The following is a 24,627-nucleotide window of genomic DNA, read 5'->3' as shown; positions in this document are numbered from 1 at the left end:
TGCCCAATGCCCAATGCCCAATGCCCAATGCCCAATGCCCAATGCCCAATGCCCAATGCCCAATGCCCAATGCCCAATGCCCAATGCCCAATGCCTCAGATTCTTTTCTATTCTGGTAATTTATATTGCCCAACAATACGCTTGGCAAACTCTGGAACGTGCGCTTCTAATTTCTCTGGATGATTCCGCTTCACATACAAATAATTCCGAGTAAAGTGAGAATCAATGGAAAACCGCGCATATTCTAAACCCTTGGGGCCGATTTTTTCAATTACCACACCCATCAGTTTTGCTGCCCACATGGGGAGAGTAACGCCTTTATCGTAAGCAGGAATACTTTGCTGTACAGCTTCTTTCCGGTTGCCTTTAGACATCACTGGTTGAGTATCTAACTGGTCTTTCACTAAATCCAGCATTTCTTTACCTGTGTCATTTCTAACTACAATCCACTGCCAGCCAAAGGGTGCGCCCATGTAGCCAACAACTAAATCTGCTAGGGAGTTAACGTAATCAAAACAACTCATACAGGATGGGGCAAAGACATCTTTAAGTTGGTTAGTCTTTAAGCCAAAGAAAGGCACAGTTTCTGATGAGCCATCCTCATGTTTGAAGTGAACGCGGAAGTCTTGCATGAACTCATAATGCACAACTGTATCAGGCGATCGGCTGGTGGTTTCTAAGAATTTTTGCAGTCCGGCGCGGTTAACATTATCTACGCAGGGCGTACCCAAAACATACAGCTTTTCTAAACCAAGTTGCTTTTCTACGGCTCGTAATGCCTGGATTTGGCAACCAACACCAATTACCAACAGTCGCTTCATCCCCGATTTTTCCACCTGTTCCAATACAGAAAGATTCGGGGAAAGTGTTGGTTTATTTACCCGTGCTGCTAGTATTTCTTCTGGAGTCCGGGCGATGATGGGCATGGGTTGAAAGCGGTCTTCTTTGGTATTTTGCACGCAGACGACACCTTCAACTAAGCCGCGATTGAGCATTTCAATGGCAATGCTGCTAACAATACCCGTCCATTGTGCGCCTGCGATCGCCTGCTGTTTCCGCGCCGCTATCATGTCTTGGTGAACACCAAAGTAGAGTTCATCAGAGTTGTCGAGATGGCGCGATCGCGTGTGCGTTTCTGCTTCAAGTTCGCCTATTTGCTGATTAATAAAAGCGCAGGCTTCCTTGACATAGTGAATATAGTATGTATCGCATAGTCCGCACTCGCTACAGAGTTCTTTAGCAGGGCGGCGGCTGGTAGGTTTAAGGGCTTTAGCTTTTTTGTGCTTGCTAGAATCAACTGAAGTCATATAAATTTTTTGTTTTATTTCAGGAATCGCTTTTATTACAATACCTTCATCGGCTATGAACTTCACGATGATCAAGGGTTTTCAAATGCCCAAAGTTTCAGTTACCGTGAAAATAATATTTGATTTGAATGATCGTACTTGCCTCAAGATAGAAGATATTTCTCCCAAAAGAGTTGTATTTTGGTAAGAAAGCCTATCTATGAGGTTGACAATGGAGGCAAAAAGTGAAACCTTCAACCGACGCGCACCGCTAATTACTGCTGGAATTTGTCTTGGTGTGGGTCTTGGAGGATTTCTTGATGGAATATTACTGCATCAGCTCCTCCAGTGGCATCATATGGTCAGTAGCATTCGACCTCTGACAAACACGGCGAATATAGATTTGAACATGGTATGGGATGGGTTATTTCATGCCTTGGATTGGGTATTCACCGTGGTAGGAATTGTGTTGCTATGGCGTGCAGGAGGGCGTGATGATGTTCCTTGGTCATTACAAACCTTTATTGGGTCAATACTGATTGGAACTGGGTTGTTTGACTTTGTTGAAGGTTTAATTGACCACCAAATTCTCGGTATCCATCATGTGAAACCAGGCCCAAATCAGTTAATTTGGGATTTAGGATTTCTTGCATTCGGTGCGCTACTTATTGTTATCGGCTCGATAGTGATAAAAAAAGAGTCAGTAGTCAATAGTCAGTAGTCATGGGGCATGGGGCATTGGGAAGAGGCAGAGGGGCAGGGAGCAGGAAGCAGAGGAGAAAGAGATAATTTTTATTCTCCCCCTTGCCCCTTGCCCCCTGTGCCTCCCCTACTTCCCCTACTTCCCCTACTCCCCACTCCCCACTCCCCACTCCCCCCTATGACAGATACTTTTGAAAAAACTAGTTGGAGTTGGCAGTTGTCTCAATTTCAACAACAAGCGGGAGAATGGTGGGAATACCAGTTTTACCGCTTTGAACAGGCTTTGCCCGAATTGCCTACTAGATGGTCGATTAGCCCAAGGCTTGGTGAGTTGCTGAAATTCCTGTTTTGGCTGGTAATAGGCTTATTTATAGCTTGGGTGGGTTGGCGATTATGGCGAGAATTCAGTCCTTATGTATATTCTTGGCTAAATAGAACTGGCAATCTCACTGATTTTCGCGTAAAAACTCGCTCTAGTGAGTCATCCATAGCCCTTTTGTTAGAGCGATCGCAAGAATATTACCGTCAGGGTAACTACCGTGAAGCTTGCCGTTGTGTCTATTTAGCAATGTTGCAGCAGTTGCATCAAAAAGCGATCGCACCCCACAAACTCAGCCGTACAGATGGAGAATATCTGCAATTACTGCGATCGTCTGTGACTCCCATCCAGCCTTATGAAACTTTAATTACCACTCACGAGCAATTATGTTTTGGTAATGGCGAAATTTTGCCAGACAATTATGAACAGTGTCGGCAAGCTTATCGGGAAATTTCCCCAGAATGAAAAAGGCGAATAGAATTCGCAGCTACACAAACAAGAGCTACAGCTACCTGGACTAAGAGAAAATTAAGGTTTTTTAACCCGCCTGCGCGGGTTAAGCCTGTGTAGACGCGGTTTCTAACCGCCCTTTTATACTTAAGTTGACTTTGTGAGAGTTGCGATCGCCTTTTCCACAGCTTGCAAGGCAGTGTTTACTTCCGCCTCTGTGACAATTAGTGGTGGCACAAACCGAACTACTTTTGGCCCGGCTGGTACAAGCAATACGCCCTCGTTGATAGCAGTATTCACGATATCGGCTGCGGTTAGCCCAATGTCGGCTCGCAACTCCAAACCGTTGATTAAACCCCAACCGCGAACTTCGCCAATGTGCTGAGGATATTTCGCTGCGATCGCTCTCAATCCAGTTCGCAATTGTTCACCCCTGTCTTCCACATTCTGCAAAATATTTTCCCGCTCTAATGTCTGGCAGACACTGAGTGCCACACCACACACAAAAGGATTCCCGCCAAAGGTGCTGGCGTGTTCCCCTGGTTGAAAAACATCACAGAATTTCTTACTCATCATTGCACCGATGGGAATACCGCCACCTAAGCCTTTGGCACTGGTGAAAATATCCGGTTCAACGCCGAGATGTTCGTAACCCCATAACTTGCCACTGCGCCCCATGCCAACTTGCACTTCATCGAAAATCAATAAAACGCCAGTTTCGTCGCAAATCTGCCGGAGCTTTTTGAAATAGGCAACATCTCCTGGACGCACACCGCCTTCTCCTTGCAATGGCTCAATCAGAATCGCCGCTACCCGATAATCGCCTTCATCCAACTCGCTAATCGCCACTTCCACAGCATTAATATCGTTGTAATTTACGTAGTGGAACCCAGGAACCAAGGGATCAAAATACTTTTGATACTTCGGTTGTGCCGTGGCGGTAACGGTCGCTAAAGTCCGTCCGTGGAAACTGGCATGGGCGGTTAAAATAATCGGTTTTTCAATGTCTAATACTGTGTGAGCATATTTCCGCGCCAGTTTAATAGCGGCTTCGTTAGCTTCAGCTCCAGAGTTGCAGAAAAATACGCGATCGGCACAGGAATGATCAACGATCCATTTTGCCAATTCACCTTGCTCAGGAATATAGTACAAATTAGAGACATGGTGGAGTTTCTGGATTTGGCGTGTCACCGCTTCTACCATAGCTGGATGGGCATGTCCTAAAGTGCAAGTGGCAATTCCGGCCACAAAGTCCAGATATTCTCGCCCCTGTGTATCCCAAACCCGGCATCCAGCACCCCGTTCTAGGGCTAAGGGAAACCGGGCGTAGGTAGACATGACAGCTTCATTAAAGCTATCTGCATCAAAGGGACTGGATGCTGACCCTGAATCTGGGGGGATGGTGGCTTGGTCAACGAGAGTTTGTAGGCTCACTACCGCTCCTCCTGAAAGTTTTTCATTATATAGTTATTTACTAGTTTCCTAGAAATCCCTAAAAATTACTTTTTATTTAGCACAACTCGTACTTCTTCTTAAGCTAACGCTTATATCACCTCGAACGCACGGCGGTGGTGAAAAAAAGTTTGTACTCAACACTTGAGCAAGAGTATGAGTGACAGGCAATTTACGTAGGCGCAGCCCAATCTAGGCATTGCAAGTCTTGGGAAGAGTCCAGGAGTTTTCTCACTGATGTTCAAGCCTGACTCGTCAAATGCTAGCCTGTGGTTTTGACGGCGCTAGGACAGATGACGAAATTTCCCTTGCTGTCTGCGGGAAAACTGCAAGGGAGCTAAAAGAGTTGGAAGTTATTGACGGTGATCTATACGAATTATGAATTAGTTATGATGCCTTAAATCTCTGGTTAGAATTATTTTTCTGTGATTTTCAGTTCATCAATATTCCAAAAAGTTTCCCCCAAGGCAGAAAACTTGATGGGATTGACACGTTCACGCACCGCCTGAAACGAGATTGGATTCACAAGGCAGAATATCGGCAACTGTTCAGCAACGATTTGCTGAAATCTGTCATAAATCGCCTTACGCTTGCTCTGGTCTAGTTCTTTGAATCCGGCGCCAAAAAGACTGTCAATTTCTCTCTCCCATTCAGAAACTACCCATCCTTGCAATGGGGGTTTTCCTGGTAGAGCACCTTGGTTGAACTGATGAAATGAGCCTTGACTAGTCCAAAATAAAGCTAGAAGATTAGGTTCAACATCTGCACCGGGAACACCAAACGCACCGACATAACAATCCCAATCTCGACGAGAGAGAAGCTTTTGCAATACTATGTTAAAACTGACTACCTGCATATCTGCTTTGATACCAATTTGACTGAAGTCTTGTTGGATTTGAACTGCGGCATCGATTCTTGATTGATCTTCCGATTTCACTAAGAGATTGAATTGCACCCGATTTCCATCTTGGTCTAACAGTTCTTTTTGAGAGTTGTAGCTAAAACCAGCCTCTAACAACATCTGCCTAGCTCTCTGGGGATTATAATCATAAACTTTTAACCCTGCTGCTGGGGACAAGTAATAGGGACTTTGAATAGCAATTGGCGAATGTTGTATTTCACCTAAACCGCGATAGATATTAGTTTTAATTCGGTTGCGGTCAATGGCATAGGCAACTGCTTGCCTAAAAACTAAGTTATTAAACCAGCGAGATTTGATCGGGTTTATAAAAGGCTTACCTTTGGAATTACGAGCTTGGTTGAGATTGAAACCCATAAGGCTAAAACCCTCAGTAGGACCACCATTGTAAATAATGAATTTTCCTCGCTTTTCCTCTTTCTTGAGTAACCCAAATACTGCTGGAGTCACATTCAAAGTATCCAGTTCCCCTGAGCGAAATCTTTGTAACTGATTTTCTGTAGAAGAAATAATTTGCCAGACAATGCGTTGAATATAAGGCTGAGGATGTCTTTGAACATCTTTGCGCCAATAATAGGGGTTGCGTCGTAAAATTACCCGTTCAGCAGGAGTATAGCTTTCTATTTGGTAAGGCCCATTGGAGATAATTTTTTGCGGATCAGTATTGGTTCCCCACATTGAGAGAAACTGAGGATTACCATTGGCATCATTGGATAGTACAGAAGCACGCAAGGCATGAGATGGCAAAATTGCTAGTTTTTCAGCGTATCTCAAAAAAGGGGCAAAAGGTTCCACAAAAGTAAACTCAACTCGCCGCTCATCTAGTTTCTGCACTGACGGGAAAGTTTCTGTGTTGCCAATACGCAAAAAATCTCTATATAAAGTGGGAATTTTTTTATTCAGATAAATGTCCCGATAGGTAAAGACGACATCATCTGCCGTGAGAGGTTCACCATCTGACCATTTCAACCCTGTTTTTAAGGTAAAAATAATTCGCTTTTGATCAGCAGATATTGACCAAGATTCTGCCAGTGCCGGCTCTAACTTGGTAGTTATAATATTCTCATCGAGCAATCCCTTATAAATTAAAGAAAAAACACTGTATGGAGAATCATTAATGGCAAAGTTAAAAGTAGTCGGGTCATTTAGCGAAACTAGAACTAATTGAGCTACCTGAGATGCTTTGCTTTTCATCTGTGTCGGGTGACAGCTTGTAAGCAAGAAACAACAAGATAGCAGCAAACCAATTACCAAATTCAGAGGTCGAACAACAGCAGCAATCATCTCTAGTTATCTACCTTGCAGCTACTATCTACACAGTACAGTATGGTGATTGCTCAGTACTAGAAAAATGTCAGTAGACCGAAAAATTCTGCGTTAGCGTTCGCGCAGCGTTCCGCAGGAAAGCTCACCGCTGGCGTAGCCTCTCGTAGAGAAGGTATCGCCTACAGTGAGCGCTCTGGTGTAGTGACCTGCAATAGCTGATTTTTACCAAAAAAACCGTATTCCTTAATACAGTTTTTTTTGATAATTACCTTGGGCTTGTATTATCAGTAAAGCTATAAATTAATGGAAGAAGCAATACCAACACTCTCTCCCAAACATGCTTCTGGGCATTAAAGCTTCATGTAAAGTTAAAGATGAATATTTTTAAGTCTTAGGAGTATTGACTAGAGTTTAGACTAGTCAGGAGTGCGAAACTAAATTTTCAAAAAATGAGGATATGGATTTAAGCTATTTCCAGCAACCTCAGCCAAGGTTTTTGGGTTTTATAGAATAAGCTTTCTGAGTTTCGCACCGATAACTAGACTAATCAATGCAAAGTAATCCAGCGCTGCTGAGTTAATAATAGACTTGCTGAAAGTATGAACAATCTTTGATATTAAACCGCAACAGGTGGTTTTTTACGTGGTGGTGTTGCTGTTTTTTTAACTATTGGATAGCGGTTTTTGCGTACACAGGTTTTTCCTAGAGTCCAGCCTGAAGACTTTCCACGAGGTTTGGGTGGACGGAAGTTAACGAATCAGCTTAATAGCCTGTTTGCTCTACTTTGGGTTTGTGCTTCAACTGTGCCAAATTGAGCCATAATCAGAATGATTAGTAATATTAATTTATCAACAAAAAATAAATGAGCCAAAATATTGCCACAATGCAAGCGCTGGTTTTAAGTAATATTAATGAACTCAGACTATGCCAAATTCCTTACCCAAAGACTGGAAACCATTCAGTCTTGATTAGAGTTTCTGCGGTGGGAATTTGTGGAACAGATTTTCACATTTTCTCTGGGATAGCTAATTACAATACAAATAAACAAGGTCATCCGATTGCGCTGACACAGCAACCTCAAGTCTTAGGGCATGAAATTGTGGGAGTAGTAGTAGAGGTAGGCAAGGAAGTTCGGGATTTAAGGATTGGAGATCGTGTGGTGATAGATCAAGGTTTGAATTGTTGGAGTCAACAGCAGTCCTTGTGTGAATATTGTACAAGTGAGGACTCTCATCAGTGCCAATATTATCGTGAACATGGGATTACAGGACTAGCTGGAGGGTTTGCCGAGTATATATCGATTCCGGCTGTGAATGCAATTTGCATTAAATCTGGTTTAGATGATGTACAGGCAGTATTAACTGAGCCATTAGGATGTATCATACACGCCGAAGCACGAGTTGCAAAGACGCGAACACGATATGGTTTAAGTAGCTTGGATAATTGGCGACAAGCACAATCAGTACTAATTTTTGGTGCAGGGCCAGCAGGATTGTTGTTCATTCAGTACTTACGAAATGTCCAGAAATACGAAGGTCTATTATTAGTAAGTGAACCAAATCCAATTAAGCAAAAATTAGCAGTAAAGTTTGGAGCAGAAGTTACTGATGCGATCGGAAATGATTTAGTAGAAATTGTGCAAGAAAAAACCAAGGGACGATTAATAGAGTATGCAATTGATGCGTGCGGTGCAGGGACAGTAATGGCATCATTATCGGGACTAATTCGCAAACAAGCTACTGTGCTGCTTTACGGTTATGGTCATGCAGGTGTGGATTTGAGTATTTTAAACAACTTGCAATTTCTGGAAGCAACACTGGTATGCTCAACAGGAGCATCAGGAGGATTTGATGCTGATTTACGTCCAACGACTTATCGTAAAGCTTTGGAGTTAATAACAACTAAGCAAATTGAAGTAGCATCTTGGATTACTCATCGTTATCCATCACTAGAATCTCTGAGTGCTGTGTTTAACGGCGAATATCGCGATCGCAATTACATCAAAGGCATTTTGACTCTTAAGGAATAGACGATGTTTTCAAAGAGTCTAGAAATCTGACAAAACCTGATTGTGATCGCACACTTAGTAGCAGTGCAAACACACAGCGATAGGTTACAACGCAAGCAGCAGAAACTGAGTTTAGTGTGGAAATTGTACCAGCAAGGATTTGAACGTGAAGATGTTCTAAAGACGGTCAACATTGGTCGGGATGCTTTCGTCATTGCCCCAAAATTCATCTCATCGCTCTATAAGTACAGATAAAGCGAGAGGCTTCTTTTGGAATTAGCTAAAAAGGACGAATGGTATAAAGTTAGTAGAAAACTAGAAAAAGTAGGCTAAAAATACTATTGTTACCTCATTCTCAACACTTGAGCAAAAATATCAACGTATCCAAAAGGAGTTAATGGCTGGGGCGATCGCTCTTGGCGGTGTTTTCATCATTGGCACTTTGTGGTATCGAATAATAGAGGGCTGGTCATGGGAAGACGCAGCTTACATGACAGTCATCACTTTAGCGACTGTAGGATATGGAGAGACGCACCCACTGGGTAGCCGAGGACGATTGTTTACAATTGCCCTGATTTTATTGGGTGTGGTGAATATCGGTTACATTGTCAACAGATTTACAGAAGCGATCATTCAAGGCTACTTTCATGAAGGAATTCGGCTACAGCAGCAGAGGCGGTTAATGGAATCCCTATCAGAACATTACATCATCTGTGGATTTAGTCGGACTGGTCGTCAAATTGCCAAGGAATTTCAGGCAGAAGATGTACTTTTTGTGGTGATTGATTCGGAGATGGAATCTGTGCAAAGGGCGCAGATGGAAGGTTACACGGCATACCAAGGTGACGCTACCCTAGATGATACACTCCTGAAAGTTGGTATTGAAAGAGCAACTTGTATCGTTGCAGCACTTCCTTCAGATGCCGAAAATTTATATATAGTATTATCAGCAAAAACACTGAATTCGGGAATTCGAGCGATCGCCCGGGCAAGTACAGAAGAAGCTTTGCAGAAGTTACAACGTGGTGGTGCAGATGAGGTGATATCACCCTATATTACTGGTGGGAAGCGGATGGCTGCGGCGGCACTCAGACCCCAAGTGTTGGACTTTGTAGACGGGATTTTGACAGGTGCAGACCGCCAATTGTATATGGAAGAATTTTTACTCGACCCGGCTTTTTGTCCTTTTGTGGGTCAAAGTTTGCAAAAGGCGAGATTGCGATCGCAAACTGGGGCATTAGTTCTGGCAATTCGCCGCCTTGATGGGACTTTAATCGGTGGTCCTACTGGTGATACAGTTTTAATGTCAGGAGATCGGCTAATTGGGATGGGTACAGCCGAACAGTTGCGTGACCTTAACCAAATTCTCGGCCCAATTGGTTCTCAGAAATTGCGTAAACCTAAGAATAATAACTGATAAGTACTTAGGCATTGATCAAAAGAATTTATTTTTTTTTATTTCACTTTGAGTAACGCTGAATTTCGTTAAAATTCACAACCATTAATTAAATTCTACATCAGAATAAACCTGGTATAATTACGGAGAGCCAGCCTAATTTTTTCGAGTTCACTGTTAACAAATTGTTCTGTGGTGAGGTTGGATTCCACCCAATACGGTTCAGTTAAGGTTTTTTGATGAAAATTCTAGATCACAAAGACGCGATAAATTGCTGTCAATAAGCAATCCTTCCTAGAAACGGCGATTTATCGCGTCTCTTGCCTTAACCGAACCGTATTGGGATTCGATCTGTATTCAGATAATCATAAATAAAACGCAAAAATTATCATGAACTTAGATTTACAGAGGTTCTTTGATGCCTGCGATCCCAGTAGAACATTAGTGCTAGCAAATTCAGCGGATGAACTCTACTATATTGACTTTGCTGCCGTGCGGGGTGGCAAGATTATTGATGCCCTGAAGCGAACTATCACCCGATTATCCCCTAATAAACCCACTTGCCAGTTATTTACTGGACATATTGGTTGTGGTAAATCTACTGAGTTATCGCGATTGAAAACGGAGTTGCAAAGTGAGGGATTTCATGTAGTTTACTTTGAGTCTACCGAAGACTTAGATGAAACAGATGTAGATATTACAGATATTATGCTGGCGATCGCCCGTCGGGTAGGTGAAAGTTTAGAGCAGGTTAACGTTACTTTGCAACCCCAAGGTTTTAAATCTTTCCTCGATGGCGTATGGGAGTTTTTGCAAACACCAGTAGTAGTGTCGGCTGAAACTGAGTTGCTAGGAGCTAAAATCAAGGGCAGCACTGAGGGTCAACTAGAATTTTCTCTCCCCGCAGGTATTGGCAAAATCACGGCGAAAACGAAAGATAGTCCCAAATTACGTTCTAAATTAAGGCAGTATTTGGAACCGCAAACGAATAGAATTTTGCAGTTTATTAACGAAGAGATTATCAAAGTTGCTACTGAGCAACTAAAGCAACGTGGTCAAAAAGGACTGGTGGTGATTATTGATAATTTGGATCGAATAGACAATCGACCCACTTCATCAGGGCGATCGCTACCAGAATATCTTTTTATTGAGCGGGGGGAACAGTTACGCAAACTAAATTGCCATTTGGTTTATACTTTACCGCTATCGTTGATTTTTTCTAATGAGTGCGAAGTGCTGAAAAACCGCTTGGGTGGTGGAGTTGAACCAAAAGTTTTGCCGATGATTCCAGTGCAATTCAGAGATGGATCTGAGTATTTTGAAGGAATGCAGCTATTGCAGCAGATGGTTCTGGCCAGAGCCTTTCCGGATATTCAGCCAGAGGAACGACTAGGATTAATTACAAAAGTTTTTGATTCTCCTGATACTTTATATCGGTTATGTAGCGTTAGTGGTGGTCATGTACGAAATTTGCTAGGAATGCTGTTTCGTTGTCTCCAGGAAGTAGATCCGCCAATTTCTCGGAGTATTCTAGAAACTGTAATTCGGGACGCCCGCGATCGCCTCACACTTTCCGTTGATGATCAAGAATGGGATTTGCTGTTTCAGGTAGTACAAGAGCAAAGAGTCAAGGGAGACAAAGAATACCAAACCCTGTTGCGTAGCCTGTTCGTTTTTGAATATCAGGATAGTCAAGGGCGCTGGTTTGCTCTCAATCCACTTTTGACAGAAACGGCAAAATTTAAGTTATGGCAGCAGCTAAGGAAATGAGATCATGGCTAAATCAGACCGACTAGAAAATATCTTGCCAGATAATGAGCGATCGCTGCGAACATTGGCACGCACACTCAAACTAACTCAAAGACGATTTTCCTTAATTTTGGTGCGGTGTAATTACACTAGCTTTCGAGAGCAGATACTCCAACGGTTACGCCGAGAATGCACTGTTGAATTTGCCGAATTAGTCCTACCGTCATCTACCACAAAACTTTATAGCAGCATCCTGCACCAAGTAGAAAATCAGCCGCCAGCCGCTTTGATGGTTTTGGGTTTAGAGTCAGTTCAAGCACTCGATGATCTACTTGTTGCTGCTAATAAGGCGCGAGATAAATTCAAGAGCGATTTTGCTTTCCCGATAATATTGTGGGTCACAGATAGAATACTGCATAAATTGGGGCGGTTGGCACCAGATTTCAATAGCTGGGCTAGTCCACCGATTCAATTTACCATTGCACCCGATGATATGGTGAATTCCTTACGCCAAAAGGCAGAGCAGGCCTTTACTGGTAATACTGACTTTACTTTAGATGGTTACGACCTAGAAGCTGTACAACAGGATTTAGCTAGCGATCAACAAGAATCAGATCCAGAACTCCAAGCTAGTTTGGCATTTATGTTGGGCTTGCTGGACTATAGAAATAATCGGCTAGATTTAGCGATCGCACATTATCAGCAAAGCTTGACTTATTGGCAACAAAATAACCATTTAGATCGCCAAGGAATATTACTACTGAATATCGCCTTAGCATATTACAGGCAAGCCGAACAGCAGCGCACAGAAAATCAAAATCAAACTTCTTGGAAAGAAACGAGAAATTATCTTCAGCAAAGCCTAGAGATTTTTGAACAGGCTCAACATCCCGAATTAGTTGCTAAACATATTAGTCAACTTGGGGAAGTTTTGCGCCGTTTAAAAGCTTGGGAAGAACTACATAAACTGGCTCACAAAGCACTGAAACTGCATCAAAACTATGAGATACCCAACCAAGTTGCTCAAGATTATGGCTTTTTAGCGGAAGTTGCCCTAGAACAGTCACGCTGGAATGATGCCTATGAACTGGCTCACAAAGCTCTAGAAATATTAGAGAAAATCCCTAACTTTCTACCACAAGAACAGGGACAATATCACTTTTTTTTAGCGAAAAGTCTGCGAAAGTTGGGGCAAATTCATGAAGCTGTTAATACTTTAGAAACAGCTAGTAATGAAAGTCAGCCTCAATATAATCCGCTGCTTTATATTCAGATTTTGGAAGATTTGCATAGCCTTTACTTTGAGCAAAAACAATACAAACAAGCATTTCATTTGAAGCAAAAGCAGCGTGAAATAGAGAGCCAATATGGGTTTCGAGCTTTTATCGGTGCGGGGCGTTTGCAGCCACGACGACAGGTAATTAGCCCAGACAACTCACCCAATCAACAATCAAAAGAGATAGCTGGGGAAGTTGTAGCAGCTTTTGGGCGACAGCAGGATATTAAAAGCCTACTGCATCGCATTGGGAGAACAGATTGTAAACTCACCATAATTTACGGACAATCGGGAGTGGGTAAAAGTTCGATTGTGCAGGCTGGGTTATTGCCAGTCCTGCAACTTACCCCATTTGATGGACGGGAAACTCTACCAATTTTAGTACAAGTTTATACTGCTTGGGAGAAGGAATGTGGCAGGCTTGTGGCAGAAAAACTGGAGGAAGTGAGATATCTCCGGTTGTCTGCACCAGTTGAAACATCAGCAGCGATTATCGAACAGTTACAGCAAAACGAAAATCGTAATCTGTTGACAGTCCTAATTTTTGACCAGTTTGAAGAGTTTTTCTTTACTTACAAAGACCAAGCTAGCAGACGACCATTTTATGATTTTTTGCGCGATTGTCTAAATATTTCCTATGTAAAAGTTATCTTATTACTCAGACAGGATTATCTATATTACTTATTAGAGTGGAGTCGCACCACAGAATTACCAATCATTGATGATGACATTCTAGATAAAAATATCCTGTACTACTTGGGTAATTTTTCACCATCAGTCGCTAAATCTGTCATTCAAAGCTTCACTGAAAACTCTCAATTTTACCTAGCACCTGATTTGATAGATGTGCTGGTAGAAGATTTAGCAAGAGAGTTGCGAGAAGTACGTCCTATTGAATTGCAAGTGATAGGGGCACAACTGCAAACAGAAAAAATTACAACATTAGAACAGTATAGAAAATACTGGTTAAAAGAAAAATTGGTAGAGCGATTTTTAGAAGAAGTCGTTAAAGATTGTGGCTTTGAAAATGAACGCGCTGCCCAGTTAGTATTGTATTTACTGACAAATGAAAATAACACCCGCCCTCTCAAGACTCGCGCTGAATTAGAAAAAGATTTAGCAACAGAGGCGCAAAATTTAGACTTAGTGCTAGAGATTTTAGTGGGTTCAGGGTTGGTGTTTCGGGTACTAGAAACTCCAGCTAACCGCTATCAATTGGTGCATGATTATTTAGTGCCTTTCATCCGCCAACAACGCAGCGCAGAATTGTTGGCAAAAATCAAAGAAGCAGAAGAACAGCAACAGCGCACTCAAGAAGAACTTAATAGGGTTCTGCAAAAGCAACTACGAGATGCACTGAGAGCTGGAATTGGACTGGCGGGATTAGCGGCCGTAGCTAGTGGGTTTGCGATCGTTTCCTTCTTGGCATTGATTAATGGCAATAATTCTGAGCTAAAGGCCATGAGTGCAGTTTCAGACGGGCGTTTAGCTGCTTATCAAGATATGAAGGCACTGATACAAGGCATTAAGGCAGGGAAGCAATTACAGTGGTGGAACTTTTGGAAATTTGGAATTAAAGATAATACTAGGAATCAGGTAGTTGCAGCTTTACAATCAGCAAGTTATGGAATTAGAGAGAGCAATACATTAGAAGGACATAGCGGTGCTGTTAACACTGTTAGTTTTAGTCCTGATGGCAAGTTTATTGCCTCAGGTAGTGATGACAAAACAATAATAGTGTGGCATTCTGATGGCAGAAAATTTGGAAAGCCTATTAAACACCCCAATAGCATTACTAGTCTTAGCTTCAGCCCAGATAGTAAAATGATTGTTGCTGGCACTAGGAATGGAATTGTGAAGCTCTGGAAAATTGACGGTACAGAAATTCCCACGAATATCAATACTTTTCAGAATAATAAAAAAGAGGTTAGTGCCAGTAAGGATAAAAAACAAAATCTTTCTGACCATGTAAATTCAATTCAACAAGCCCAAAATATTCAAGCTAAAGCCAGCGCAAATCCTAAGAATGATCATGAACCTATTACTAGTATCAGTTTTAGCCCTGACGGAAATATGATTGCTTGGCTTAATGAAGCCGGAACTCTAAAACTCTGGAATAATAATGATAAATTAATTAAAGAATTTAAAGATACTGAAGATGAAATAATAAGTTTCATTTTTAGTCGTGATCAAAAGAAAATTATTTCTATAAATAATATTAATGGGTTAGAAAATAGTGTAGAAGTATGGGATATTGATGCTAAAAGTAGTAAAAAAATTCAGTTCGATAACGATGTTATTGGTGTTAAGTTAAGCAATGATGCTAAAAGCATTAATCCTTTTCGATTAGGTAGCTTAAAGCTGTGGTATAGCAATATTAATTTGAGAGATAATATATTATTATTTAATAATATTAAATTTAGCCCTGAAACTCAAATTTTAGCTTCCTTTTTAACTTCTGATAGTAGCATTTCACTCTCTTCGCTAGGATATTTGCCAAAAAATCAGCTTATAGGAGTTGCATCACTCAATGGACATACACAAGGGGTCACTAGCTTAAGTTTGAGTCCAAATGGGAAAATGCTTGCTTCAGGGAGTAATGACTACACAGTAAAATTGTGGAATGTTGAAGGTAGGAAATTCCAAACCTCTGATGATAGTCTAGTTAAAACCATTAATTTTAGCCCCAACAGTCAAATAATTGCCTCCACTAGTGAGAAGAACAGGGTGCAACTTTGGCAACGTGATAGTAAAATCCTACTCACCACTCTCCCAGGTAGTAATTCGGCAGTTAGTTTTAGCAAAGATAGTCAGATACTTGCATCTGCAAGTGAAGACAGTATGGTTCAACTCCGGCGGCATGATGGTATTGTTGTAAACACTCTTGAGGGAAAGGTTATCGACGGAAGTTTTAGCCCCGATGGGAAAACTATTGCTCTCATTAGTAACGATAACTATAGTGTGAGATTATTTGGAAGTGATGGGAAGCTAATCTCAACTCTTACAGGACATAAGGATACGGTTTACAAAATCAGTTTCAGCCGCGATGGACAAACTATTGCTACGGCTAGTAAAGATAAAACTATCAAACTTTGGAAACAAAATGGTAAAGAGATAAAAACCCTGAAAGACCACACTGATTCTATTAAGAGTATGGGTTTAAGTCCTAATGGCAAAAGCCTCATCATTTTAGACGGGGATAACACTTTGAAATTCGTGCAACGAGATAACGAATCAATTCATACTATCCCAGGAAAGGGCAGTAGTTTGATAAAAATCGATTTCAGTCCTGATGGAGAAACACTAGCCATTCGCAATCTAGATAATAAAGAAAACATGGTGCAACTATGGAAGATTAATGGTATACCCTGGAAAATACTTTCAGAAAAAAACCAGGAGAGTATAAAAAAAATAGTTTTCAGCTCTGATAGTCAGACAATAGGTATCCAATATAGCACATACATACAAATATGGAAGATTGATGGCACTAAAATTGCAACTTTTGATACCCAAGATAGCATTTATGACAAGGTGAATGAGAACATAAGTAACATAGTTTTCAGTTCTGATCTTCAGATAATAGGAATTGAATATCAAACCCATATACAAATTCGAAGGATTGATAGTACTATAATTCAAACTATTGATACCTCAGACAGTATTTATAGTATAAATTCCCAAATCTTGGTTACTTATAGCGATAGGAATGGAATACGATTTTGGGGGGACGGCAAATTAATTACTATTCCCGATAACAACGAAATTATAGCCGAAAATTTCAGCTTCTCTTCTGATGGTAAGACCTTAGGAATCCATACTAATGAAAAGGAAGTAAAACTCTGGCAGATTGATGGTAAACAAATTAAATATTTACCAAATTTTAAAAAAGAGTCTGATATCAATCGCATCAGTGATATAAACTTTCTTTCTAACAGCGACATAATAGCTATTGTTGGGGTTCGTGATACTGTAAAACTCTGGCAAATTCCAAACAAGCCGGGTAGAGAAGTAGAGTTTCTAGAAACTTTTCCTAAACATCAGGATGTAATCGACAGTGTGAGTATTAGCCCTGATGGTAAGACGATCGCTTCAGCCAGTAAAGATAAAACTGTTAAAATCTGGAGACGCGATAGAACTCAGAGTAAAACTATACAAGAGAAGGATGAAGTCAATAGCGTTAGTTTTAGCCCAGATGGTAATATTATTGCCTCAGCTAGTGACACAACTATCAAACTTTGGCGGAGTGATGGTACACCAATCACAACAACACCTATACAGCATGACAGTAAAGTGAACCGTGTAATTTTTAGCCCAGATGGTAAGATGATTGCCTCAGCTAGTGATGATAAAAAGGTTAAGCTTTGGAAGTGGGATGGCACTTTTATTAATATCTATAAGACACTTTCAGAAACCGATAAGGTAAGTAGTATTAGTTTCAGTCATAATGGTAAGATGATTGTCTCAGGGACAGAGAACACAATCAAGCTTTGGAATGTTGAAGACGGTGAATTACTCAGTACTTACCAACGTTTTGGGAGAGGAGATGTGAGTTTTAGTCCTGATGGTAAAAGTATCGCTGCTGCTGGTAATGACACAGTTGCATTATGGGATTTTGATTTAGATGAACTCCTACAACGAGGTTGTAATTTGGCGCGGGATTATCTGAACAGTAACGAAAATACAAACGAGAGCGATCGCCATCTATGCGATGATATTCTCACTAATAAATCAAGCAATATTTCAACACTTGACCCTTGACTATTGATCAATTTCTTTCCACCCATGCATAGCTGCTATGCCTTTAGTAACCCATTCGATCACAATTGGGGGAGCTTCTGATATCAAAATGCTAGGATAAACTGCTGCACCCCAGTCGGGATGCACTAGCACACGGCATTGATTTTTAATCACTGGATAGTTGAGCAAAGCTTTGACAACTGCTGTGTCATCGTGGGGAATTGCTCCGGGATGGGACATTAAAGGATAGCCTGTACGAGGGTCGATCAGGTCAGTTAAATAGCCGCGATCGCGCAGATTAAATGCCAAATCGCAGCCAAATCTCATAAACTTTTCTCGTAAGCGTTCTTTCTCTGTCTCTACTTCTGCCGTCTTTTCAACTAGTTGATAACGCGATTGCTGTAAGACAATCACTACTCGTAAAAATGGCTGCCGTTTCCAATCTGGTAATATCCGTTCGCAGTTGGCACAGATATATTGACTGGGAGCATGAATTGAAATTTGAACCGCTTGTCCCGTTTCGGCAATTAAGTTAATGGGACAGGCTTGCTCCGAAGTGTAAACCTTGGGATAGTTCACTAAATTGATTCGGTTTATGCAAGTTTTTTAATTTAATCTCCGGTATAGATGATAGCTCTTAAAAGTTCCAAAAAATCATCAATTTTCTCTAATATGTCACTTTCTTTAGAAGCAGTTGTTAATAATTTGATAATTTTAATCCGAATTTTATCCTTTATTAACCTGTTCTAATGGGATTTGCGGCGATCGCTCGCTGTAGGCGTTGGCATAGATGCAGCGTGTGCTAGACAAGCGATGCCTATGGCGGGCTACGCCTACGCTCCTGAAATTTGGTCGATCAAAATCCCAAAAAATGACCCGAATTAATTGAGTTTTAAAGAATTCACTGGCACTTCATCCCAAGAATCGACTGTCCGCAATCGTGCTATCCAACCTGCTGCCTTTTGCGTCTCGGTCAAATTATTCTCAAAGGAATCATGACAATCTTTAGCTTGAGATTCATTACAACAGGCAATACAGGCATGAATCATCCCAGACGGATCAATTTGCTCATTTACCCAAATAGTCATGGAGTATTCCCTCAAACACTTTAGCGAAAAAAGCTATTCGTCATTTTAGAATATTATTAGAGTCGAAAATTAGAGAGCAAAATCAGTAACAAGTAGTGAACTAATCCCAATTATCGATTACTAATTTACATTACCCAGTTCCGCTTCATCTGCTAGGCACAGCACTAATTACATTATCAAGGCGATAAAGCTGTAAGTAGGGAGGCACAATTAAATATAAGATAAAACCTCTCCTTACCAAGGAGAGGGAAGCCGGAGGCAGGGTGAGGTTTTATATTTAATTTGACCCACTTACTTAGCACCTCCTTGTTTTGGCGATTATTTATCCTTGCCCAAAAGCTGATACGTTCGATAATCAGCGCCACCGCTAACAAGGAGAACCCCAGCAGAGTCCAGATGACCACGCCACCTGCTGTAAACAGATTGCTAATTTCCATCTACTCTTTTTTAACTCTTCAACAACGCTAGGTTAACAGATCGTTGTTTGAGCGAAGTTGATATCATTTCCCAAAAGGAATTGCTCTGCAAGTTTTAAAGTGTTAGCGGCAAGTACGGCTTGCCAAAGCTGCATAGATGTTTAATAGCGATTATCAAATTTATAAGATATACTGAATTTAAGATAAAAGTCTCGCTGCTCCTTTACAGGAGTCGTAACAGTGAGTAGGCTCGTTGCCCTATAACAGGGGTCGTAACAACGAGAAGTATCTAAGTAACTGTTCTAAAAAGGTAAAAGTCGATGCACATAAACGCCAAAGAAATACTTAATAAAGGCTCAACCAATGCCCAAGTTTCACCACGAGAAGAAATTGTATTGCTCGCACTCTACAACAAAGAACTCTATGGTCTGCAAATTCCGCAGGCTATGGAAGAGGCTAGCGGCGGTAACACTAAGATGGGGATTGGCACCCTTTACCCTGTTCTCCATTCTCTGGAAAAGAAAGGGCTTGTCGAATCCCGTTGGGGAGATGAAGGGCGTGAAGAACGAGGTGGAGCAAGACGACGCTATTACAAACTTACAGGTAGCGGCGTTGCGACTCTCGAAGCCGTCCAGTCTTTCCGCTCTAACCTACTTACTTGGCAGCCTGGTTAGTGAAACAGCAGGCACAGAAATTGAAGATAACGATTGGGAATTTACTATAAAAGAAATTCAACTCAAGACACAACACCTGGAGGCCATAACATCTTTAAAATCAGAGGAAATTATCAAAGTTGTGGAAGAGTTGATAGTTCAGAAAGTGGTGAACGATTTAGAAGACTCAGTAGAAAATCTAGAGAAGCTCTCTAAGTTAAAGAAAAGATTACGCAAGTATAAAAAATCTGATCCTGCTGAAACTTGGGCTAGTAGGTGGATAGCTTCCCCAATTGCTTACCTCTTCCCCCCAGAACGACGTGAAGAATGGCTAGGGGATTTGTACCAAGTCAATAGGGAGATGCTGCACAAAGACTATCCCCGTTGGCAGGTTAATCTTAATAATGTTTTGAAAACTGTCATCCTGGTAATTTCTGCTTTAAAAATAAGGCTGTCAGATTTCTTTTCACTAGGTAAAGTCAAGAGCTAGTAGAGAAAAATACATTCTCAAGGATGGCGTAAAGTAATTTATAGCGTTTCCTAATCACATGAGGTACATCATCACCCCCTCTTCGCTTGCGGGGAGGGGGTTGGGGGTGGGGTTCTTGTACCTCACTCAACCGAGAACCGCTATACCACTACGCCATTTCCCTTTTATCTATTTTGATCTCTTGGAGATGTCCATCGCGGTGCATCACAGGTTATTGAGAATTTCTTTTTAGCAGTAACTTTAACAAATATTAAGGAGTTCAGATTATTCCTACACCAGAACAAAAAACACAGTGCTATATATTGTGCTGCTGGTTTATTAAGCTTTACTTGCCTATTAATATCGTTCGTATAGATGAACGCACAAAAAATCTATTCTTCTTGGCAGGTGAGGAAAATATTATAGAGATATCCCTAATGGTAAATGGAGATATATAGGATGAGCAAGCCTAATTTTCATGCAATGAGTCAGAAAGAGTTACATGATTACGTTGTTGCTCATCGGGAAGATCAGCAAGCCTTCTACGCTTATGTGGATAAGCTGCATGTTGAAGGTAATTGGATTGAAATGCCACCGTTACAGTCAGAACAGGATTTAGAAAATTATCCTAAGTTCATTGAGCGTATTCGCAGCAGTTCTGAGCCACGAGATGGAGCAGTTTAACGTTGCATTCATTGCAGTTACAGCAGCTTTTGGGCTATCCTCAACTTGGCCGATCGCGATCGCGGATTCCTCTGAATTTCCTCTTCTTGTGCAATAATCGGCTTTTTTGTCAAGACTTTTAACAAAGGTAAATTTCTTAAACCATGCTTCACCGGGCGATCTTCCAAACTGTGAAAACTGATAATCACAATTCTGCCACCAGGGACAAGGGCATTTGGGGCTTTATCTAGAAAGGTTTCTAGGGATTTTAACTCGTCGTTGACGACAATTCGCAGAGCCTGAAAAACACGGGTAGCGGGATGAATTCTACCATAACGGTATTTCGGGGGAACTGAAGAAGCGATTGCTTCCGCCAATTCTGTAGTCGTGTGCAACGGACGACGTTCAACAATGCGTCTAGCAATGCGCCGCGATAATCGTTCTTCACCGTACTTAAAGAAAATATCTGCTAAATCCGCTTCATCCCAATTATTAATCACATCGGCAGCAGTTAGCGATCGCCCTCGATCCATTCGCATATCCAAATTTGCGGCTTGGCGAAAGCTGAAACCCCGTTCTGGCTGATCTAAATGGTAAGAACTCACCCCCAAATCAGCGATAATACCGTCGAAAGTGTTAGGGGTAAACTCGTAGGCAGCAAAGTTACTATGAATAAATTGTATGCGATCGCTATATTCAGCTAAGTTCTTCTGCGCTGCTGCTAAAGCATCTTCATCTTGGTCAACAGCCGTTACCCGCACATCCGCCGCAGCTTCTAAGATCAGGCGACTATGACCACCACCACCTACCGTCACATCTAAATAATGCCCGCCTGGACGCACCGCTAAACCCTCAATTACTTCTCGCCCCAAAACGGGAATATGGGAAAAAGCTAGTTCTTCTAAATCTAGCGGTATTTGTGAATCTGATTTCATCTTTAATTTTATTTTTGATGAAGAAATGGGATAGACTAATTTCTTATTCTTGCTGCTATAAATTTAATTATCTGATTTGTAATAATTCACTTTTTTAACGAACTACAAAGGCGTAGAGGACGCAGAGAAAATAAAGTAGGAAGATTCACGATTTAGGGATTCAACATAATTTTGCGAGCCGGAGACAACAAAGAGTTAATGACTGGTATTAGTATAAGCAGTTTTAACACCCTCACTTTAGCAAAAACAGGCGATGCCTGCGGTGGTAACAGAGCTTTGTCGTACCCCTACGGGGAAGCAAGCTACGCGCAGCGTCTGGTAAAGAAGTGCGGGCTATTCGGCATCGCCTTTGTCAAGTGAGATAAATTAAGCGATCGCTTCCTCAGAGGATGTTTGAAAAGTATTGGGCGAACAGAATAGAGCCTCCGGCACGCTGACGCAAACGCTACTACACAAACTTTCGTCTTCCTCCGTGGACTAAGAGAAAATCAAGTATTTTTAACCCAGGTCGGTGGGTAAAGTCTCGTGTAGCCAAGCCAGTGCGGTCTTGGGGGTTTCCCCCATGAGCAACTGGCGTGCGATTTCTAATCGCCGGCACTGGTATTAATTTAGACTTTTCAAACATCCTCTCAGCTTAATAGACAACAATCATTATGCCTACAGTATAGTAATCCAATGGTCAGATGAGGATAATTGCTACTTAGTACACTTACCGAAATTCTCTTGGCAGCAATTCCCCACTCATGGTAAGACTTATGAAGAAGCCGCTAAAAATGGACAGGAAGTGATTGAGTCTCTGATTAATGGTATGGAGAGCAAGGAAAACCTTTGCCAGAGCCAATAACTTTTCCTCAAAAACCTTTAAAAGTTGCTTAAATCTTTTTTAGATGCTTTGTACAAGTAAAGCGATCGCAGTTTTCATCTCTCCACAACGATTGCTTACCTATCTTGCTCAATTAGTTAGTTAACAATATCTACCATTAATCCACGCAAGGCTACAAAATTTGATGAATACTTTCTACAACCTGCCCAATAAAATCTACTGTATCACCAACCATTGATTCGTCGATATCCCAGCGATTACCTATGTTGAGGGTGGGATCTATATCTGCTTCATGAGCAATTTTGTTTCTGCGATCCACAATTAAAGTAAGTTGTTGCTTAATATTTTTAGGAGGTTTACTCATTTTACTAGCAACCTCATCCCACAATTTTTTATCCAAAATTTGCCTAATTGCATCAGCTATTTTATCAGGCTGCTGAAAGCTTTGATAACTTAGACGTTCTCGAATCTCATCTTCTAACCATGAATTATTGTTTAATCTATTCAAAATACTATTTGATATAGCTGGAATTAAACCAGAAATAGTATAAGACTGCTGTAAAAAGTTAGCTCCATAAACCTGCTGGATATCACTCTCTATCCAAGAGGCGATATCTATAGCTATTCTTCTATCCTCACAAGCGCTTCCCAAGGAAACTTTAAAACTGGAAAAGGCTGAAGATGCTGGTTCAGCACGTTGTCCTCGATGAATTTCCAGCATACCCAATGTGACAACCTCATGGATGTAATAATCCAAGGCACTAACAGTTAAAACTAGGGCAGCTCGTAAAATGTCTGAAAGATCCAGAGCAGCAGTAGCTTGAGCTTTAACAGAAGTATGAAGAGCAATCAGATCCCGAACACGCTGAATACTAATGCGAAATTGGTCAAGCGCTGATTGCATAACTTGATGAGAGTGCAATAATTTTATCTGCTAAATCAGAAAAAGTTGTTTTAAATTCCTCTTGCTTTCTTTGATTATTCTCGCGTACTATACCAGTTTGTCTTAATTGTTCCGTTGTCAGCGCATAAACAGGTGTACTGTGTTCCTGTGATAGAGCAATTAAACTGTTAAAATTAGAAATTTTTGTCAGAGTACAACTACCATTCATACCCAGTTCAGTATAGACTGCTTTAGGTAATAACAGATTATTTTTATCTAGAATTGGTACTAGTTTATCAAATACTGCATCCTCAATTTTTTCTATCCATGTTTGAAATGCTGCTGTTTCTTTACCCCTAATAATTCTATAGTTCTGAACTATAATTCCTAAAAAATTCAAGTTAAATTCTGGAAATGGATAAGTAGCTTCTTTTAATATAGGGTTTACGCTTGCCATCCTTGCCCAACTACACCACTTTGATAAAATTCTAGACAAAGAATCAATTGCCATAACAGAGAAAAAATCAGCCGTTGTAGGTACTAAGAAAAAGTCACTTGTCATCAGTAAGTTCTGATTGATTGCTCCTAAACTTGGACTCATATCAATCAGAATATAGTCAGCATTAAATTTATTAGCAGTTTTTTCTAAAAGATCAGAAATAGCACCTGGCAAGTTTTTGAGTGTCTGAATTGAGCCACTGAGTTCCTGTGCGATACCTAATGTTACTTCGTATTCAGCAAAGCCAACATGACCAGGTAATAAAAATAAACCTTCTTGTCCTTCTATCGGAATACAATCTACAGCTTCAATAGCCCGTGGCTGTGACTCAAAAGCAGGAGCCAAGCCAGTTTTGATATTTGAATGTGTGTTGTAGATGTTTTCTATTCTTGCTTCGTCATCTTCAGTTTCTTCTTTTAGAGCTATTCCTGTTAGATTACATTGAGGATCAGTATCTACAAGGATAACTCTCTTACCCTTTGAAGCAAGCATCCAACCTAAGTTAAAAGTCGTTGTGGTCTTACTGACACCACCTTTGTGATTGAACAAGGCAATCTTGTGAACCATCTTATTTTGCTTTTGATACTTCTGAAATCTTTTGAATACAGGTATCATTTCAGAACCTGTCTAACTTAAGT

General features: G+C 41.0%; 20 protein-coding genes and 2 pseudogenes. 12 read left to right on the top strand and 10 right to left on the bottom strand.

The window, feature by feature from the left end; all coding sequences use genetic code 11:
- Positions 1-107: 107 nt before the first annotated feature.
- Positions 108-1,307 (bottom strand): Coenzyme F420 hydrogenase/dehydrogenase, beta subunit C-terminal domain, encoded by a 1,200-nt coding sequence (locus tag V7K36_RS27190; protein ID WP_335120786.1) that lies wholly within the window; start codon positions 1,305-1,307, stop codon positions 108-110.
- 211 nt (positions 1,308-1,518) lie between these two features.
- Between V7K36_RS27190 and V7K36_RS27185 the strand changes: the two genes are divergently transcribed.
- Both V7K36_RS27185 and V7K36_RS27180 read left to right on the top strand, forming a co-directional pair.
- Complete coding sequence (locus tag V7K36_RS27185) at positions 1,519-2,007, top strand: DUF2243 domain-containing protein (RefSeq protein WP_334830373.1); 489 nt, start codon at positions 1,519-1,521, stop codon at positions 2,005-2,007.
- 159 nt (positions 2,008-2,166) lie between these two features.
- A complete protein-coding gene (locus V7K36_RS27180) occupies positions 2,167-2,772 on the top strand; it encodes a DUF4129 domain-containing protein (protein ID WP_335120785.1) in 606 nt (201 codons plus the stop codon).
- A gap of 132 nt (positions 2,773-2,904) precedes the next feature.
- Here the strand turns inward: V7K36_RS27180 and V7K36_RS27175 are convergent, their stop codons facing one another.
- Positions 2,905-4,191 carry an aspartate aminotransferase family protein gene (locus tag V7K36_RS27175; protein ID WP_335120784.1) on the bottom strand — a complete coding sequence of 429 codons (1,287 nt, stop codon included), beginning with the start codon at positions 4,189-4,191 and terminating at the stop codon, positions 2,905-2,907.
- Positions 4,192-4,624: 433 nt separating this feature from the next.
- Positions 4,625-6,412, bottom strand: coding sequence for an ABC transporter substrate-binding protein (locus V7K36_RS27170; RefSeq protein WP_442948520.1), 1,788 nt, complete (start codon positions 6,410-6,412; stop codon positions 4,625-4,627).
- Positions 6,413-7,256: 844 nt separating this feature from the next.
- Between V7K36_RS27170 and V7K36_RS27165 the strand changes: the two genes are divergently transcribed.
- The 5 genes from V7K36_RS27165 (at position 7,257) to V7K36_RS27145 (ending at position 17,581) form a co-directional block, all read left to right on the top strand.
- Positions 7,257-8,423, top strand: coding sequence for a zinc-dependent alcohol dehydrogenase (locus V7K36_RS27165; protein ID WP_335120782.1), 1,167 nt, complete (start codon positions 7,257-7,259; stop codon positions 8,421-8,423).
- Between the two features lie 42 nt (positions 8,424-8,465).
- Positions 8,466-8,657, top strand: coding sequence for a hypothetical protein (locus V7K36_RS27160; protein WP_335120781.1), 192 nt, complete (start codon positions 8,466-8,468; stop codon positions 8,655-8,657).
- A gap of 142 nt (positions 8,658-8,799) precedes the next feature.
- Entirely contained in the window at positions 8,800-9,819 is a 1,020-nt protein-coding gene (locus tag V7K36_RS27155; protein WP_335120780.1) for a potassium channel family protein, read from the top strand.
- 369 nt (positions 9,820-10,188) lie between these two features.
- On the top strand, positions 10,189-11,568 hold the full coding sequence (locus V7K36_RS27150) for a P-loop NTPase fold protein (protein WP_442948519.1): 1,380 nt from the start codon (positions 10,189-10,191) through the stop codon (positions 11,566-11,568).
- Positions 11,569-11,572: 4 nt separating this feature from the next.
- On the top strand, positions 11,573-17,581 hold the full coding sequence (locus V7K36_RS27145; RefSeq protein ID WP_335120778.1) for an nSTAND1 domain-containing NTPase: 6,009 nt from the start codon (positions 11,573-11,575) through the stop codon (positions 17,579-17,581).
- Here V7K36_RS27145 and V7K36_RS27140 read toward each other — a convergent pair whose 3' ends face one another.
- From V7K36_RS27140 to V7K36_RS27130, 3 genes and pseudogenes are all read right to left on the bottom strand, one after another.
- The gene (locus V7K36_RS27140; protein ID WP_335120777.1) at positions 17,582-18,139 is read right to left on the bottom strand and encodes a methylmalonic aciduria and homocystinuria type D protein; all 558 of its coding nucleotides are present in this window, start codon (positions 18,137-18,139) and stop codon (positions 17,582-17,584) included.
- A gap of 302 nt (positions 18,140-18,441) precedes the next feature.
- Positions 18,442-18,648, bottom strand: coding sequence for a glycogen debranching protein (locus tag V7K36_RS27135; RefSeq protein WP_335091882.1), 207 nt, complete (start codon positions 18,646-18,648; stop codon positions 18,442-18,444).
- 299 nt (positions 18,649-18,947) lie between these two features.
- Positions 18,948-19,085: pseudogene (locus tag V7K36_RS27130) on the bottom strand (MotA/TolQ/ExbB proton channel family protein); the annotation flags it as partial.
- 299 nt (positions 19,086-19,384) lie between these two features.
- On the opposite strand from V7K36_RS27130, the gene V7K36_RS27125 reads away from it, so the two are divergent.
- From V7K36_RS27125 to V7K36_RS27115, 4 genes are all read left to right on the top strand, one after another.
- The gene (locus tag V7K36_RS27125; RefSeq protein ID WP_335120776.1) at positions 19,385-19,738 is read left to right on the top strand and encodes a PadR family transcriptional regulator; all 354 of its coding nucleotides are present in this window, start codon (positions 19,385-19,387) and stop codon (positions 19,736-19,738) included.
- Positions 19,677-20,207, top strand: a complete 531-nt coding sequence (locus V7K36_RS27120; protein ID WP_335120774.1) for a hypothetical protein — start codon at positions 19,677-19,679, stop codon at positions 20,205-20,207. Before V7K36_RS27125 ends, V7K36_RS27120 begins: the two co-directional genes overlap by 62 nt.
- Before the next feature lie 302 nt (positions 20,208-20,509).
- Positions 20,510-20,644, top strand: a complete 135-nt coding sequence (locus V7K36_RS34310) for a DUF6888 family protein (protein WP_442948518.1) — start codon at positions 20,510-20,512, stop codon at positions 20,642-20,644.
- A gap of 1 nt (position 20,645) precedes the next feature.
- Complete coding sequence (locus tag V7K36_RS27115; RefSeq protein ID WP_335120773.1) at positions 20,646-20,870, top strand: DUF6887 family protein; 225 nt, start codon at positions 20,646-20,648, stop codon at positions 20,868-20,870.
- A gap of 17 nt (positions 20,871-20,887) precedes the next feature.
- Here the strand turns inward: V7K36_RS27115 and rsmH are convergent, their stop codons facing one another.
- Complete coding sequence (gene rsmH / locus V7K36_RS27110; protein ID WP_335120772.1) at positions 20,888-21,784, bottom strand: 16S rRNA (cytosine(1402)-N(4))-methyltransferase RsmH; 897 nt, start codon at positions 21,782-21,784, stop codon at positions 20,888-20,890.
- A gap of 448 nt (positions 21,785-22,232) precedes the next feature.
- Positions 22,233-22,409: a hypothetical protein gene (locus V7K36_RS27105; RefSeq protein WP_335120771.1), complete on the bottom strand. Its 177-nt coding sequence runs from the start codon at positions 22,407-22,409 to the stop codon at positions 22,233-22,235.
- Positions 22,410-22,421: 12 nt separating this feature from the next.
- Between V7K36_RS27105 and V7K36_RS27100 the strand changes: the two are divergent.
- Positions 22,422-22,660, top strand: a pseudogene (locus V7K36_RS27100) (type II toxin-antitoxin system HicB family antitoxin).
- Between the two features lie 119 nt (positions 22,661-22,779).
- On the opposite strand, the gene V7K36_RS27095 reads toward V7K36_RS27100, so the two are convergent.
- Together V7K36_RS27095 and V7K36_RS27090 are read right to left on the bottom strand one after the other, a co-directional pair.
- The gene (locus V7K36_RS27095; protein ID WP_335120770.1) at positions 22,780-23,511 is read right to left on the bottom strand and encodes a HEPN domain-containing protein; all 732 of its coding nucleotides are present in this window, start codon (positions 23,509-23,511) and stop codon (positions 22,780-22,782) included.
- A complete protein-coding gene (locus V7K36_RS27090; protein WP_335120769.1) occupies positions 23,495-24,556 on the bottom strand; it encodes a ParA family protein in 1,062 nt (353 codons plus the stop codon). The genes V7K36_RS27095 and V7K36_RS27090 overlap by 17 nt, the downstream gene beginning before the upstream one ends.
- Positions 24,557-24,627: the final 71 nt, after the last annotated feature.

It is taken from the genome of Nostoc sp., from assembly GCF_036919555.1.
Taxonomy (GTDB): domain Bacteria; phylum Cyanobacteriota; class Cyanobacteriia; order Cyanobacteriales; family Nostocaceae; genus Nostoc.
This window is presented reverse-complemented; position numbering and strand designations above follow the sequence as displayed.

What these genes read in the sequence shown, in the direction of transcription:
- V7K36_RS27155 (WP_335120780.1), top strand. Translation starts at nt 8,800, where the DNA reads ATGGCTGGGGCGATCGCTCTTGGCGGTGTTTTCATCATTGGCACTTTG.
- V7K36_RS27105 (WP_335120771.1), bottom strand. Translation starts at nt 22,409, where the DNA reads ATGTTTGAAAAGTCTAAATTAATACCAGTGCCGGCGATTAGAAATCGC.
- V7K36_RS27150 (WP_442948519.1), top strand. Translation starts at nt 10,189, where the DNA reads ATGAACTTAGATTTACAGAGGTTCTTTGATGCCTGCGATCCCAGTAGA.
- V7K36_RS27170 (WP_442948520.1), bottom strand. Translation starts at nt 6,412, where the DNA reads ATGATTGCTGCTGTTGTTCGACCTCTGAATTTGGTAATTGGTTTGCTG.
- V7K36_RS27165 (WP_335120782.1), top strand. Translation starts at nt 7,257, where the DNA reads ATGAGCCAAAATATTGCCACAATGCAAGCGCTGGTTTTAAGTAATATT.
- V7K36_RS27095 (WP_335120770.1), bottom strand. Translation starts at nt 23,511, where the DNA reads ATGCAATCAGCGCTTGACCAATTTCGCATTAGTATTCAGCGTGTTCGG.
- V7K36_RS27145 (WP_335120778.1), top strand. Translation starts at nt 11,573, where the DNA reads ATGGCTAAATCAGACCGACTAGAAAATATCTTGCCAGATAATGAGCGA.
- V7K36_RS27125 (WP_335120776.1), top strand. Translation starts at nt 19,385, where the DNA reads ATGCACATAAACGCCAAAGAAATACTTAATAAAGGCTCAACCAATGCC.
- rsmH (WP_335120772.1), bottom strand. Translation starts at nt 21,784, where the DNA reads ATGAAATCAGATTCACAAATACCGCTAGATTTAGAAGAACTAGCTTTT.
- V7K36_RS27090 (WP_335120769.1), bottom strand. Translation starts at nt 24,556, where the DNA reads ATGGTTCACAAGATTGCCTTGTTCAATCACAAAGGTGGTGTCAGTAAG.
- V7K36_RS27115 (WP_335120773.1), top strand. Translation starts at nt 20,646, where the DNA reads ATGAGCAAGCCTAATTTTCATGCAATGAGTCAGAAAGAGTTACATGAT.
- V7K36_RS27135 (WP_335091882.1), bottom strand. Translation starts at nt 18,648, where the DNA reads ATGACTATTTGGGTAAATGAGCAAATTGATCCGTCTGGGATGATTCAT.
- V7K36_RS27190 (WP_335120786.1), bottom strand. Translation starts at nt 1,307, where the DNA reads ATGACTTCAGTTGATTCTAGCAAGCACAAAAAAGCTAAAGCCCTTAAA.
- V7K36_RS27180 (WP_335120785.1), top strand. Translation starts at nt 2,167, where the DNA reads ATGACAGATACTTTTGAAAAAACTAGTTGGAGTTGGCAGTTGTCTCAA.
- V7K36_RS27185 (WP_334830373.1), top strand. Translation starts at nt 1,519, where the DNA reads ATGGAGGCAAAAAGTGAAACCTTCAACCGACGCGCACCGCTAATTACT.